The organism is Lawsonia intracellularis PHE/MN1-00, assembly GCF_000055945.1.
Lineage (GTDB): Bacteria > Desulfobacterota > Desulfovibrionia > Desulfovibrionales > Desulfovibrionaceae > Bilophila > Bilophila intracellularis.
On record NC_008011.1, the window covers coordinates 1086213 to 1101300 of the forward strand.

The following is a 15088-nucleotide window of genomic DNA, read 5'->3' on the forward strand; positions in this document are numbered from 1 at the left end:
TATTTTTATATAAAAAATACTAACTAAGCATCATTTTTTTTTGAGGAGGGTTTTATGTCATTAAGCCCATTGAATTATGCTGATTGGGAAATAGCCCAGGCAGCAGAAAAACATATGAAAACAGTATATGATCTTGGTAAAGATCTTGGATTGGACCATAAGGAAATATTTCCTTATGGTCATTATATGGGGAAAGTAGACTATAAGTCTGTACTTTCAAGGTTGGAGCAATCATCTGATGGAAAATATATTGATGTAACAGCTATTACCCCAACTCCTTTAGGAGAGGGAAAATCCACTACTACAATTGGATTAGTCCAAGGCCTTGCAAAACGTGGGAAGCGATCTTCTGCAGCTATACGACAGCCATCAGGAGGACCAACCATGGGGGTTAAAGGTTCTGCTGCTGGAGGCGGTCTTTCACAATGTATTCCACTTACACAATATTCTCTTGGTTTTACTGGTGATATTAATGCTGTTATGAATGCTCATAATTTATCAATGGTGGCGTTAACTTCACGTATGCAACATGAACGTAATTATAGTGATGAAAAATTGTATGCTTTATCTAATATGAAACGATTAGATATTGATCCTACAAATATACCTATGGGATGGGTAATGGATTTTTGTTGTCAATCATTACGTAATATTATTATAGGAATAGATGGGGTGAGCGGGAAATCAGACGGATATATGATGCGTTCGCATTTTGATATTGCTGTTTCGTCAGAGGTAATGGCGATTCTTGCTATTGCTAAAGATTTAAAAGATTTTAGACAACGAATTAGTAAAATTATTGTTGCATATGATAAGCAAGGAAAAGCTATTACAACAGCAGATCTTGAAGTGGATGGGGCTATGACTGCTTGGATGGTTGAAGCTATTAATCCCAATTTGATCCAATCTATAGAAGGACAACCAATTTTTGTTCATGCAGGCCCTTTTGCTAATATTGCTATTGGACAAAGCTCAGTTATTGCTGATCGTTTAGGTTTAAAATTAAGTGAATACCATGTTACTGAGTCAGGCTTTGGTGTTGATATTGGTTATGAAAAATTTTGGAATTTGAAGTGTCATTATAGTGGCCTTACTCCAGATGCTGCAGTTATTGTTACAACGGTTAGGGCATTAAAAAGTCATGGAGGCGCACCAATTCCTATTCCAGGACGTCCTCTCCCAAAAGAATATACAGAAGAAAACGTAGGGTATGTGGAAGTTGGCTCTGCAAATTTAATACACCATATTAACACAGTAAAAAAATCTGGTGTACCACCAGTAGTATGTATTAATGCATTTACAACTGATACTCCATCTGAAATTGCTAAAATTAGACAGTTATGTGAATTGGTTGGAGCAAGAGTTGCTGTTTCTAAGCATTGGGAATATGGAGGAGACGGTGCTTTAGAATTAGCGGATGCTGTGATAGATGCTTGTAATGAAGAAAAGAATTTTTTGCCATTATATGATTGGTCTCTTCCATTGAAAGAGCGTATTGAGAAAATTGCATTTGAAGTATATGGGGCTGAAGGAGTGGAGTTTTCTGAAGAAGCAATCTATAAACTAAATAAATTACAAGCAGATAACAATAGTTCCGACTTGGGTGTATGTATGGTAAAAACACACCTTTCTTTGTCTGATGATCCTAAACAAAAGGGTGTCCCTGATCATTGGAAGTTACATGTAAGAGATATCATGTTCTTTGGTGGTGCAGGATTTGTTGTACCTATTGCAGGTTCAATTACACTTATGCCAGGAACAGGTTCTAATCCATCTTTTCGTCGTATTGATGTGGATACAGATACAGGGAAAGTAAAAGGAATATTTTAAAAAATTTTTTAGAGAAAAAGTATAAAACTAGGAGTATTATGGCTGCAGATATTATTAATGGGATGGAAATTAGAGAATCTATTCTTGAGGAGTTACGTGGAGAGGTAGCTAATCTTAAAAGGGATTATAATGTTGTCCCAGGACTTGTTACAATCTTAGTTGGGAATCATCCAGCATCATTAAGTTATGTCACTCTTAAAATAAAAACAGCTATTGAGTTAGGTTTTCATGAAATTCAAGATAACCAGTCTGAGACAATTACAGAGGAAGAACTCATTGGTATTATTAAAAAGTATAATGAAGATCCTCTTATTCATGGGATTTTAGTTCAACTTCCTTTACCTAGTCACATTAATGAGGGGAAAGTATTACATGCGATTGATCCAAATAAGGATGTAGATGGATTTCATCCTATGAATCTTGGAAGGTTAGTTATAGGTGGTAATGCTATTACTTTTTTACCATGTACTCCTGCAGGAATCCAAGAACTTCTTATACGTTCTTCTGTAGAAACGTTAGGAGCAGAAGTTGTTGTCATTGGTAGATCAAATATTGTTGGTAGACCAATATCAATTATGCTTACTCAAAAAGGAGTAGGTGGCGATGCAACTGTAACATTGGTTCATACAAAGTCAAAAAATATTGTTAGACATTGTCAACAGGCAGATATTGTGATTGCTGCAGTAGGTGTTCCTAATTTTGTAAAAGCTGAATGGATTAAACCTGGAGCTACTGTTATTGACGTAGGTGTAAATCGTATTGGTTTTAATGAAGATACAGGGAAACCAATACTTTCAGGAGATGTGGATTTTGTTAATGTAAGTCAGGTGGCAGGAAAAATTACACCTGTACCGGGAGGGGTTGGTCCTATGACTATTGCTATGCTTATGAGGAATACTGTACGTTCAGCATTTTTCCATCTTTCTTTATGAATAGCTATGCCCTATTTTTTCTGTATGATTGCTCCAAACATAATATCTGTTCCAAAACGATCAGGTATTCCTTCCCATTGTTTTTTTAGAGAAGCTTGTGGATAGTCTTTTAGAAATTGTATGACTTGCTGTTCATTTTCGGATGGATTTACTGTACATGTTATATAAATAAGTTCCCCCTGTGGTGGAAGAAACTCCCAAGCAGTATTAAGTATTTTTTTTTGTAGTTGGATAAGTTTATCAACATCTTTTGGTGTACGAAATTTTTTTATATCAGGGTGACGAGAAAGTGTTCCTAGGCCACTACATGGTACATCTAATAAGATAGTTTTAAGTTGAGAGCAGAGGACATTTTTTAGTGCAGGCTGGGTAGAAGAACTACAGAAGATAGATGGAGTTAAAAGTTTAAGACGTTTAGTCTCAGCTATTAACCCTTGTAATTTACTAAGAGAAATATCACTTGCTGCAAAAATTGGTATACCCCATTCTAATAATAATGATGTTTTCCCACCTCTACCTGCACAGGCGTCCCATATAGGTATCTTCCATGTTTGGATATCAAGGGCATCCATAACAATCTGGCTACCTGCTCCTTGGATAGAGATGTATCCTTGTTCAAGATAATATTGTAGCTCCTTTGGTTTTCTATTTGGTTTGAAATATATTCCTGAACGACCTATAGGGATTCCACCATTTTGACAAAGATTTTCATATAGTTCCCTCCAGTTGTCATATATTGGGTTTACTCGAATGCAAAAATATGGTCTTTGTAAAGAGGATGCTGCAAGTTTTAATGTTTTTTGTGTTCCATAATTAGAAATCCATAGTTTAATAATCCAAAGTGGGATGCTATACCAAATAGAAAGATAATGGATATCTTCTGGTAGTCTTTGTTTATAAAAGGTATTATATTTAGGTCCATCATTATGTTTACTTTTTCTAAATATTGTTTGAAGGCTAGCATTAGCTACTCCTGCAAGGATTTTACCAAATTTAGATTTAATAGTTGAAACAGCTGTATGTATAGTAGCATAAGGAGGAATTTTATCGAGAAATAGTAACTCATAGGTAGCAAGACCTATGATAAGTTTTACTTCATAAGGAAGATGTTCAGATTTTTTTAAAAATTGCTCTAGAATCCATACTATACGTATTTCTAATCGTAAGTATCCATAAACAAGCTCAGTAACTAAAGCAATATCTTGTTTGGATAATGGATATGTCAAAAGTATATTATTCAATAATACTTGGATAGGTTGGCCTTCTTTAATTTTTTGCAGTGCTATTGTTGCTATTTCACGAGCTGTTTTTGTTTTTTTTCTATTAGTATATTTTTTTTCTGGTGATTTAATCATTTATATATTTAAAGAAGATAGTAATAGTGATAGTGGATAAAAAAAGTAGTTATGAATGTTAATGTCCAGTAATATTATATTTTTTTAGTTTATATTGTAGTAAGCTTTTTGATAATCCTAATAATTCTGCTGCTTTGACTTGTGTAAAGTTTGTCCTAGCAAGGGCTCGGCGAATAAGTGTTGCTTCAATTTTTTCAAGTGTAGCTGCTAAATCAATTTCTACAGGGAGTAAATCTACAGCACTTTTAAATTGAGCTTCTTCATCTTTAATTTCAGATGGGAGATCATCAATAGAAATTATGTCATTAGGAACAAGGACTAGGCATCGTTCTATAACATTTTGTAATTGTCGGATATTTCCTGGCCATTCATATCCAGTAAGATAGTTGAGAGCTTCATCTGTAAAATTTTTAGATTTAATATCATTTTCTGATGCAATTTTTTCAATAAAATGTGCAACTAATAAAGGGATATCTTCTCGTCGTTCTCGTAGAGGGGGTAGGGGAATATGGACAACATTAAGTCGATAATAGAGATCTTCACGAAAAGTCCCATTTTGTACCATAGACTGTAAGTTTTGATTAGTTGCGGTTACAATACGTATGTCTATATCTAACTCTTCTGTTCCACCTACTCGTTCAAATTTTCTTTCTTGTAATACACGAAGTAACTTGACTTGTAATTCAGGTGTAAGCTCCCCTACTTCATCTAAAAAGAGTGTTCCTTTATTTGCTTGTTCAAAGCGGCCTCGACGCATAGCAACAGCACCAGTAAATGAACCTTTTTCATGGCCAAATAGTTCACTTTCAAGTAGTGTAGGGCTTAATGCCATACAGTTAACAGAAATAAAAGGTTGTTGACTTCGTGGGGAAGAAAAATGAATAGCTCTTGCAACAAGTTCTTTCCCTGTCCCAGATTCACCTGTAATAAGTACTGTTGCTCTGCTTGGAGCTGCTCTTGTTACAAGTTTCATCATATCTTTTATTGCATTACTGCGTCCAATAATTTGATGCTTTCCAAAACGTTCTTCAAGACTTTCATGAAGTATACGATATTGTCTGTGAATTTTTGCAAGTTCTGCAGCATTTTTTATGGAAAGAAGAAGCTCATCATTAGCAAATGGTTTAGTGATATAATTAAAGGCTCCATACCTCATTGTCGCTACCGCATTCTCAATAGAGCCAAAAGCGGTCATTATAAGAATTGGGATATGTGGCCAACGTTGTTTTACATATTCTAGTACTTCTTGGCCACTTATTTTTGGCATTTTCATGTCTGTAACAATAATATCTACTTCTGACTCCTCAAGAAATGCTAATGCTGTTTCAGGATCATTGAGGGCTGTAACTTGGTACCCTTCATCTTTTAAGAGGGTTTCCAAAACTAATAAGTAATTTTTTTCATCATCAATAAGTAAAATATGTTCAGGCATTGTGAGTCCAATAGCTACTTTTAAAATACTGGTAAGAATGATTAGTCATAGTTTCTATATTATGATTATTTTGAAGTAGGAAGTAAAATTTGTATTAGTGCACCACCATTGGAATCATTTTTTAGTATAAGCTTCCCATGATGGCTTTGAATAATACTATTTGCAATAGGTAGCCCTAAACCTGTGCCATTATCTTTAGTTGTATAAAATGGGCTAGTAACATGTTGGATTTGATCCTGAGGGAAGCCTGCCCCACTGTCTTTGAAAGTAAGTTCAATAAAGCCATCTTTATTTTTTTCTCCATTAATATGTATGAAACCATCTTTATTAATAGACTGAAAAGCATTAATGAGTATATTATATAATGCTCTATAGAGTAAAGATGTATCTCCATAAAGTTGGAGTTCTGATGAAATATCTTTTGAAATTGTGATATGTCTTTTTGTTGCTTCTCCTTGTAAGAATCCTAGTACTTGTTCAAGGACTGAATTAAGATTAAGAAGTTCTTGTTTAGGTATTTTAGGGCGTGCATAATCTAGAAAGTCATTAACAGTTTGACTTAGACGGCAGGATTCATCATATATTGCAGTTAATATTTGTTTATTATCAGGATTTATATCCACAGCACGACGTAATAATAGTTCTGCACTAGAGCGAATAATCCCAAGGGGATTACGGATTTCATGTGCAATACTAGCAGTGATTCTTCCCATACTTGCAAGTTTTTCATTTTGATGTAGTTCCATTTCAAGACGATGATTTTTTGTCATACGTTCTGAGAGGATCCGTTCTGCTTTAACAATAAAAAATTGTAGAAGGATAAAGAGTATAATTGAAGAACTTAGGCAAGTAGCAAGTATAAGCCATTGGAATCGAATGATATAACCATAATCATCTGTGATATCTTGTGTTATTTCAAGAAGTCCTGTTACAATGGATTCAGAAGGTTGTGTTTCTTCATTTCCAGTAAAAGGAATTGTAAGAGGGAAAATAGTACGTAATATAAAGCTATTAGGTGGTAGTTTTAAGGTAAACATTGCAGATAGTAGACTTAACGTAGAAAGAATTTCAAAAGAGGGTGAAATTGTTTCTATAGCAGGTTCTGCTGTTGGAGGAATATGACCATCTTGTCCAAGTTCATCTTTATTTATAGAATAAGTAACAATTTTATCCATTCCATAAATACGTAAGCTATTTATATGAAGTCCATGAATAGTAGATAAAATAACTTCATCAAGTTGTTTATATTGAATAGGTTGCCGTAATGCTATTCTACCAAATGTTAAGAAGGTTGGTAGAGTAAATCGACGATAAATTTGATGATTTAAATTTCCAACGATAAGTAACGCATACTGTTGCTGTCTTAATAATAAAGTATGTCGAGCAGAGTTACCAATAAATAATGCAAGTACAATACTTGAGATAAGAATAAGGACTAAAGATATCCATGAGAGAAATCGTGTAAGGCCAAAAGGGAGTTTTGTTTTTATAGCAGGTTTTTGGGACACTTTAGGTGGGATCCTCCAGAGAGGTAGTATTAAGAAATGACTGAAGGATAGCTGCCTCTTTAGGATAATGGTTATCTCCTAATTTGACTCGAGCAAGACGTTTACCAAGTTCAACGGCAGGTTGATCAAGAGGATTAATATGTAATAACCAGCCGGTAAAGAGTGTTGTGGTCATTAAAAGTCCCATCAGTTCCCCCGCAGCATAACAGTTTGTGTTGTCAAATTGAAGTTGTAATAATGGTACATCATGTGTAACAAGAGCAGCTGCGGTTCCTATTTTTTCTGCTTCAATAAGTTCATTAAGTTGTCTATGTTTTAACCAAGACCAGTTTTCAGGGATAGTTGGTGGAAAGACAGGTCCAGGTATATAGTTTTTTGTTGATAATAAGATACAACCTTTATCCTTTGGGCCATCAAGAAACATTTGTTGGGTAGAATGTTGGTCTGTAACTCCTATTGCAGAGAGAGGCATACTTCCTTGTCCAGACTTACCAAGACTTTCCGCCCAAAGTTGGATAAACCATTGTCCAAACATTGACCATGTAGCAATATAATTAAAGAAAATAAGTTGAGTATATCCATTTTTTAAAAGAGTATAACACCATTTTGCTATTGTCCAGGCAGGATGTTTTTGGAGACTTTGGATTGTTACATGACGTAATGGGAGCATTATTTGATTGGCTCCATTAAGAAGCTCTTCCCATTCTATACCTAAAAATGCAGAAGGAATGAGACCAACCGCAGATAGTACAGAGTATCGTCCTCCTAAGTTTTTAGGAACTGGTAATGTTTGAATGTTTTCTTTTTGAGCTTCTTGTCTTAAGAATCCAGAATCCGGATCAGTAATAAATAAGCAATGTTTTTGCCAAGAATCCTTTAAAGTAGTTTGTAACCATGTTTTTATAAGGAAATATTGTGCCATGGTTTCAATAGTTTCTCCTGATTTACTGATAGTAACTACTAATGTTTTTTTAGGGTTTAAAGATGTAAGTAGTGCATTCATGCTTTCACTATCAATATTATCCATAATCCAAAGCCAGTTACCACTATGATTAGGTCTATCTTGTTCAGGTGCAAAAGCTTTTTGTAGTGCTTTAGCTCCTAATGCAGAACCTCCAATCCCTAAAACAACCATATATTTAAATTTATGTAATAATGGGGTAATATGATTAATTTGTTGTTTAAGTTTTTCTTGATAACTCATAGAAATAAAAGGAAGAATGTCATCAGATAGATCTTGGTTTAGCCGAGTTATGTATTCTTCAATTGGAAGTGGTGATTGTAAAGATTGGGTTAGACGGCCTTCCCATGCGTGATTCCAATTAATGTAATACATAATATTTCCTTAGTTATTATTTTGTTACTATTTATTTACTACTTTACTGTTCTAAGGCTAACTATTTTTCTATTTACTATAGATTACTACATAGCACATATTGGTAACTTATTGGATAATAATCTGATTATATATTTGATGAAATAATGTATATATGTTATTTTAGAATATTAATTTCTTTTATTTTAGTACATTAGTATCTTATAGTTAGTTATGTTGAAGTTAACTACTATACTCCAATTCTATAAAAAGATTTAAGAATCGTAGTAGGTTATGGGAACTTCATATGATGTGTTATAATTCTGAATGAATTAGTTTTCTACTAAAAGCTATATAGTTCTAATAAGCAATCTTAATGTTATTCTAGTAGAATATAAATAGATATAGACAGTTATGAATGGTATAGATATTATTACTAATAGACTGATATTGAATAAAGAGATATTAATTTGAATAGGAATAGTTAATGGAAAAAACAATTATTTATTTCCCGAAAGGTTGTGTTATTGGGAGGTTTGTTAAAAGATATAAACGTTTTTTTGTTAATGTCCTTGTGGACGGTGAAGAAGTAGTAGCACATACAAATAATACTGGTTCAATGTTAGGATTACTTAATTCTGGGACTCCAGTATTATTATCTCCTGCATTAAATCCAACACGTAAGCTTCAATGGACATTAGAACTTGTTTGGACAGGAGGGACATATCCTGATGAAAACAAACTTCCTTCATTTCCAAATAAAGAAGGAGGGGTAACTCCATTCCATTCTGGTTTAGGTTTTTGGGTTGGAGTCAATACATTAATCCCTCATAAATTTTTTAAATTAGCTTTTGAAGCAGGTTTATTTCCTTGGACTAAAGGTTATTCTATCTGTAATACTGAAACTAAGATAGGTATGAGTCGTTTAGATATTTGTTTACATGGAAATGGAGTTCCACGATTATGGGTTGAATGTAAAAATGTTACATTAGTTGAAAACAATGTTGCTTTATTTCCAGATGCTGTTTCACTAAGAGGTCTTAAACATCTTCAAGAGTTGAAAAAGATTATAGATAGTGGTGAACGAGCAGCAACTTTTTATTGTGTGCAACGTAAAGATGGTAAGTTTTTTGGTCCTGCCGCTTCTATTGATCCTCAATATACAGAAATGTTTTGGAAAGTAAAAAAGAGAGGGGTTGAAATATACCCTTATCATATAGATATTACAACTAAAGGTCTTAGTCTTGGCCCTATATTGCCATTATTATCCGAATAAAGAATAATACGTTAGTTAGCAGAATGTATTTTTAAAAGAAAATTTTTTATGGGGGTAATAAAAAAGAGTTTCCATATAGTAACACTCATTATTACTAGGTTTGCAATCCAAGCACCTATAATAGGCGATATAATACCTTTATTCCCAAGAGATATTCCTATTGTATTTAATGCATTATATATAAAAGTATAAAGAAGAGAAAAAGCTATAGCAATATAAATATTATTTTTCCATGCTACAATAGTTGTAGCTAATAATGCCATTACTACAAGGGAGAATGAATATGAAAGCTTGGTGTGCCAACTAGTTTTTAATAGTTCTACATTAGATCCTGAACGTTCTAATTTATGAATAGTTTCTCTTAATTCCCAAAAAGAAAGTTGTTGAGGTGCATTATTATTTTGGATGAATTTTAACGTTTCTGATGATTGGTTAAAAGTAAGTGTTAACTCTTGCAACATTTCTTGTGAATATAAAGCTGGTTCTGAGACTGCAACTTTTTTTAATATCCATTCATTATTGTGAATAGAAAAAGATAATGCCCAGATGATTTTTTCTATTGTAAGACCATTTTTATCTAAAAGATATGCGCTAAATCCACTACCTGTATCATCAGGCTTGAGTGTATTTATGGATACTATCCAATTTTTATCTGTAAACCAGATATCTTTTAGAATAGTTTTTGATTTATGTTGGTTATGGACATATTCTTGCCATATTTGAAGTGATTTTCGACCACAAGCTGTTCCTATATATTCTGAAAAAATAAACTGTATTGTCCCCCAAAATAAACTTGCTATAATTATAATAGAGGCTATTCGAGTGAAAGATATGCCTCCAGCTTGAAGTGCTATTAATTCTTTTTTTTTTGCCATAATGCATAATTGAATTACCGTAGAAATTAAAAATATAAATGGTAATATTTGTGCAATAGCAAAAGGTGTTTTATATATAAAATATGTTAGAATAATTTTAGTTGAAGTATGAGCTTCTATAAAATTATCTAAACGTTCAAAAAGATCTGTTAAAATATATACACCAATACCGATAGTTAGAGTCAATAGTAAAATTTTTGTATTATTTTTTATTAGATAACGAAATAGAAGACTCATCTTATACCTTTTATTTTCCTTAGTATATTTGGGATAAGGTATACAATATTTGCAGTTTTTTCACGTGATGTAAGATAGATACCATAGAGTCCAAGTAAGAAGAAGAGTATATTTGGAAGCCATAAGCCAATGGCAGGAGGGATAGTACCAGATTCGCCTGTGCTAAATCCAAAAGACATTAATCCATAATAAATAAAAAACATGATAAGCGCCAGAATAAGTCCAAACTGTCTATGTATCCCTTCAAACATGATTGCTAAAGGTAGTGCAAAAATTGTAAGAGCAATACATGCTGCTGGGTAAGCCCAACGTTTATGAAGTTCAACAGAAATTTTGTTTTGGTATTGCATAGTATTTGTTATATTATACTCTTTTATAAGCCTTTCCCAAGACATTTCTTTAGGGCGTAACTCGTTGAAGTTTATATTTTTAAGAAGAGTAGTAAGTGGGATTCGAACAAGATATTGATCAAAAGAAAGAAATGATGTTTTATTTAGACTCATTGTGTAGATATTACCATTTGTTAGGTTAAAGATTAATTCTCCTTTTGTAGGATTTGTTTCAATTGTTCCTGTTGGAGCAAGGATAACAAGATGGCGATCTTTTTGAGAGCGATCTTCTAGTAAGATTTGATGTAGTTCTCCTGAAAGAGGGTCTACCTGTCGAGCAAAAAGAACAAAACCTGGGAAGTTGTTATTAAAAACTCCAGGTTGTATGGAAATTTTTACTTTTGTTCTAGCTATATCTAAAAGTGTTGTCTTAAATTGTTCCATTCCCCATGCTATCCAAAAGAGTGATATCCATAATGTAAGTAATGTACAAAAAAAACTAAATGCTAGAGGTGCAGGAAGCATTTGATATATACTTATACCAGAAGCTTTTAATGCAATAAGCTCTTTATCTAAATTCATTCTAAGAAAGGTTAGAAATACACCTAACATACAAGCAATAGGTATAACTAATATAAGAAATAATGGTACCATGTAGCTAAAAAGAATTAGAACATCTAAAATTTCTAATTTAAGACCTATAAAAAGGTCTCTCATTTGTATAGCACGATTTATAATAATAAGTGTTAATAAGGCTCCTACTACTAGGAAGAATATGTATGTGCTTTCACGGAATATTTGACGTTGAAGGAGGGGGATCATAATAAAAGTATGTTATATTTTTTGGGTAGTATTGTTGTTTTGTATTAGTTGAGGAGAAAAAATTTTTGTAAGATGCATTGCATCTAGTGGGGTAAGATTAAAACGCATACTAGCTTCGTCTATTAGTTCTACTATTGATATTGATGGACGACTTTTGTGTGCTTCTATCAGAAAGTTTAGAGCATTTTGAATAAGCTGATTATGTTTTATAATAGACATAATTTAGAGCTCTTTTGATGTATTTGGCTCCATAGCAATATACTTACATTCAGGGGCCATTGCCTTAAGATAATTTTTAAACCGTTCAGGAGTTTGTTCAAGGACTGGAAACGTTCCCCAGTGCATGGGGATAACCATTTTACATTTAAGCATTTTTGCAGCATATGCCGCTTGATAAGAATCCATTGTAAAGAATCCTCCAATAGGCAAAAGTGATAAATGAAGGTTATATAGTTTCCCGAACGTTTTCATAGTTTGGAAAATTCCTGTGTCTCCTGGGTGGTATAGTGTAAAATTGTTAGGCATAGTGATAATATATCCTGCAGGAGAACCAGACTCAGATGTATGAAAAGATTGTGTCATAGTGATACGTACACCTTTTCTCTCTATTGTTCCACCAATGTTGAAGCCAATTTCACCAATAATGAGGTGTTGTGGCATACCTTGTTGTATAAGTTTATCTGCAGTACCAACAATACAACCACAAAGTGCACCTGTAGATTTACAGATTGCAATGGCATCACCAAGATGGTCCGAATGATCATGTGTTATAAGAACAATATCAGGTTTTTGAATTTCATTCCAATTTTTTGTACATCTTGGATTGTTTGTAAAAAAGGGATCAATAAGAACAGATATTCCATTAGCATTAATTTGAAAGTTAGAGTGTCCATGCCAAATAATAGTTGTATTCATTGGTTAAACCCTCCACTAATGATCATTAAGTTAATAGACAGAGCTTATACCTTGACACAGTATGTTACAAGGGCTAGTTTCCCCATCTATGCGCTCGTAGCTCAGCTGGATAGAGCGTTAGCCTCCGGAGCTAAAGGTCACAAGTTCGAATCTTGTCGGGCGCACCAGTTAGTTTTTTGTAGCCCTCTGTGTTAAAAGAAAAAATATACTTAATGTATAACTTGTAAAACTACAATCTGGCTATGATTGTTTTTCTGCTTAGGTTGATAGGATTATTAATGAGTTCGTATTTTTTGTAGTAAAGTTATAAGGTTAAACTAAGGATTCCTGAGTTGTCTTTTATCACCTATTCTAATGGTTAATTTTTCTTTATCAAAATACTCTAGTAATGGAATACTATACTTTCTGGGAAGTCCTCCAGATAACTCTTTAAATGTTGCAATATCAAGTTCTTTATGGGAATTAAACCAATTCTGAAGTATAGATTTTAGTTTTTTTATTGCTTGTGTAGAGTAATACATATCTTCTGTTATATGAGTAAGAGCTTTTCTTTCTAAAAGTAATGTAATAATAGGAGTGGCTTGTTTGATAGTACTATTTAATGTCGTAAGAATATTGCTCAATTTTGGAGGGGTATAACCAGCTTCTATATATAATTTTAATATGTTGTCGTAGAGATGTTGTTGTTCAAAAGAAAGAGAAATAGTATGTGAAGGTAAATAGATATAATTCCCTTCAGAGGTTAAATTTCCTTTTTGAATTAGTTGGTTGATAATAAAACCAATAAGTTTATGAGGAAGAATTTTACCCCATATTTTATAATTTGTAAAAAAGGTTCCTTGTTCTATTCCTTGCTTAATTGGGTTTTTTTTATGAAAATTTGTTATAGCAACTAAACATTGTTCAACTAATGTTTTCATTGTGTTAACAGACAGATATCCATAGTTTTCTTTATCAAAACATATAATTATACCTCTTTCTATAAAAGAAGTTAATATAGATAGAAGACGATTATGTTCAATATTGGTTACTATAGATAATGTTGTTAAATATATTCCTGTGGCATCTAAAAATTCTATTTGTTTTTTGACAAGTTCTTCTTCTGTTGCAGATGGAAGAGAAAGAAGAGTATCTATAGTGTGATCAGTAATAGTATGGCGTGAGATAGGTGACGCTATAGGGTTAACTATACTCCCACCAGCAACAGTTTGTAATGGTGAAAAGGTTCGAATAACAACATGGTCACCAAATATTCCAACTAATGGTTTTTTTAATCTGATTTCACATAGGATAGTTTCCCCAGGGGCAAGAGAGTTTTTATTAAAAAAATATAGCTGTGCTAGAATTTCCTGTGTTCCATGATGTAAGTGGACTTCTGAACAATGTTTTAGTGGACGAGGTGAAGATGGTAGGCAGGTTAGGGATATCAGCCAACGTGTTGAAAGCACTAAAGTGTCAGGATGAGCAAGTATATCACCACGTTTGACTTCTGAAGTATTTATTCCATGTAAATTAATAGCAGTACGTTGGCCAGCATATGCTGTTTCTACTATATTACCATGATATTGGATTTGTTTAACTTTTGTTTTTTTGTTTGAAGGAAGAATAGTAATAGCTTCTCCTGTAGCTATAGAACCAGATGCAATAGTCCCTGTGACAACAGTCCCATGTCCTTTAATAGTAAAGACTCTATCAATAGGTAGACGAAAAATATCTGTTTTTTGTTTGGAGTGAGGTATAGAAAGATAATGATTAAGATGAGTTTTAAGGTTTTTGATTCCTTCTCCTGTAGTAGAAGATACTTGTAATATTGGTGTATTATGAAGAAAAGTGTTTTTAAGGAATAGTTTAATATCTTCCTTTATAACTTCTAACCATTCTTTATCAACTATATCAGTTTTGGTAAGGACAATGAACCCATGTTTTATCCCTAACAATGAACAAATTTCTATATGTTCTTTTGTTTGTGGCATAACTCCTTCGTCTGCTGCAATAACAAGCATAACAACGTCAATTCCTGAGGCACCAGCTACCATATTTTTGATAAATTTTTCATGACCAGGGACATCTATAATGCTTAGTTTTTCCCCTGTAGGAGAAACATAGTATGCAAATCCAAGGTCAATTGTAATGCCTCGCCGTTTTTCTTCAGATAGTTTATCGCAATTGATACCTGTAAGTATTTGGACAAGGGATGTCTTACCATGGTCAATATGTCCTGCTGTTCCAATTACTATAGACATTTGTGCTACTTTATAACGC

12 protein-coding genes and 1 tRNA gene are annotated in these 15088 nt (G+C 33.2%); 4 read left to right on the top strand and 9 right to left on the bottom strand.

The window, feature by feature from the left end; translation table 11 throughout:
* Positions 1-54 precede the first annotated feature (54 nt).
* Both LI_RS04765 and folD read left to right on the top strand, forming a co-directional pair.
* The gene (locus tag LI_RS04765; protein ID WP_011526957.1) at positions 55-1830 is read left to right on the top strand and encodes a formate--tetrahydrofolate ligase; all 1776 of its coding nucleotides are present in this window, start codon (positions 55-57) and stop codon (positions 1828-1830) included.
* Between the two features lie 38 nt (positions 1831-1868).
* A complete protein-coding gene (gene folD, locus LI_RS04770; RefSeq protein WP_011526958.1) occupies positions 1869-2762 on the top strand; it encodes a bifunctional methylenetetrahydrofolate dehydrogenase/methenyltetrahydrofolate cyclohydrolase FolD in 894 nt (297 codons plus the stop codon).
* An 11-nt stretch (positions 2763-2773) separates the two neighbouring features.
* Here folD and LI_RS04775 read toward each other — a convergent pair whose 3' ends face one another.
* The 4 genes from LI_RS04775 to LI_RS04790 all read right to left on the bottom strand — a co-directional run bounded on the left by LI_RS04775 (position 2774) and on the right by LI_RS04790 (position 8393).
* Positions 2774-4117 (bottom strand): transcription antitermination factor NusB, encoded by a 1344-nt coding sequence (locus tag LI_RS04775; RefSeq protein WP_011526959.1) that lies wholly within the window; start codon positions 4115-4117, stop codon positions 2774-2776.
* Positions 4118-4175: 58 nt separating this feature from the next.
* Entirely contained in the window at positions 4176-5549 is a 1374-nt protein-coding gene (locus tag LI_RS04780; RefSeq protein ID WP_011526960.1) for a sigma-54-dependent transcriptional regulator, read from the bottom strand.
* Positions 5550-5614: 65 nt separating this feature from the next.
* Positions 5615-7057: a sensor histidine kinase gene (locus LI_RS04785; protein ID WP_011526961.1), complete on the bottom strand. Its 1443-nt coding sequence runs from the start codon at positions 7055-7057 to the stop codon at positions 5615-5617.
* 1 nt (position 7058) lies between these two features.
* A complete protein-coding gene (locus LI_RS04790; protein WP_011526962.1) occupies positions 7059-8393 on the bottom strand; it encodes a hypothetical protein in 1335 nt (444 codons plus the stop codon).
* Positions 8394-8859: 466 nt separating this feature from the next.
* Between LI_RS04790 and LI_RS04795 the strand changes: the two genes are divergently transcribed.
* A complete protein-coding gene (locus tag LI_RS04795) occupies positions 8860-9648 on the top strand; it encodes a DNA/RNA nuclease SfsA (RefSeq protein WP_011526963.1) in 789 nt (262 codons plus the stop codon).
* 11 nt (positions 9649-9659) lie between these two features.
* Here LI_RS04795 and LI_RS04800 read toward each other — a convergent pair whose 3' ends face one another.
* Genes LI_RS04800 through LI_RS04815 form a run of 4 tightly spaced genes read right to left on the bottom strand, consistent with a single transcriptional unit; the run spans position 9660 to position 12826 of the window.
* Entirely contained in the window at positions 9660-10760 is a 1101-nt protein-coding gene (locus LI_RS04800) for an LptF/LptG family permease (protein ID WP_011526964.1), read from the bottom strand.
* Positions 10757-11911 carry an LPS export ABC transporter permease LptF gene (lptF, locus tag LI_RS04805; RefSeq protein ID WP_011526965.1) on the bottom strand — a complete coding sequence of 385 codons (1155 nt, stop codon included), beginning with the start codon at positions 11909-11911 and terminating at the stop codon, positions 10757-10759. Before lptF ends, LI_RS04800 begins: the two co-directional genes overlap by 4 nt.
* A 12-nt stretch (positions 11912-11923) precedes the next feature.
* Entirely contained in the window at positions 11924-12130 is a 207-nt protein-coding gene (locus LI_RS04810; protein ID WP_041817051.1) for a hypothetical protein, read from the bottom strand.
* Positions 12131-12133: 3 nt separating this feature from the next.
* Complete coding sequence (locus LI_RS04815) at positions 12134-12826, bottom strand: metal-dependent hydrolase (RefSeq protein ID WP_011526966.1); 693 nt, start codon at positions 12824-12826, stop codon at positions 12134-12136.
* A 90-nt stretch (positions 12827-12916) separates the two neighbouring features.
* Between LI_RS04815 and LI_RS04820 the strand changes: the two genes are divergently transcribed.
* Positions 12917-12993, top strand: a tRNA-Arg gene (locus LI_RS04820).
* A gap of 150 nt (positions 12994-13143) precedes the next feature.
* Here the strand turns inward: LI_RS04820 and selB are convergent.
* Entirely contained in the window at positions 13144-15069 is a 1926-nt protein-coding gene (selB, locus tag LI_RS04825; RefSeq protein WP_011526967.1) for a selenocysteine-specific translation elongation factor, read from the bottom strand.
* Between the last annotated feature and the right edge of the window lie 19 nt (positions 15070-15088).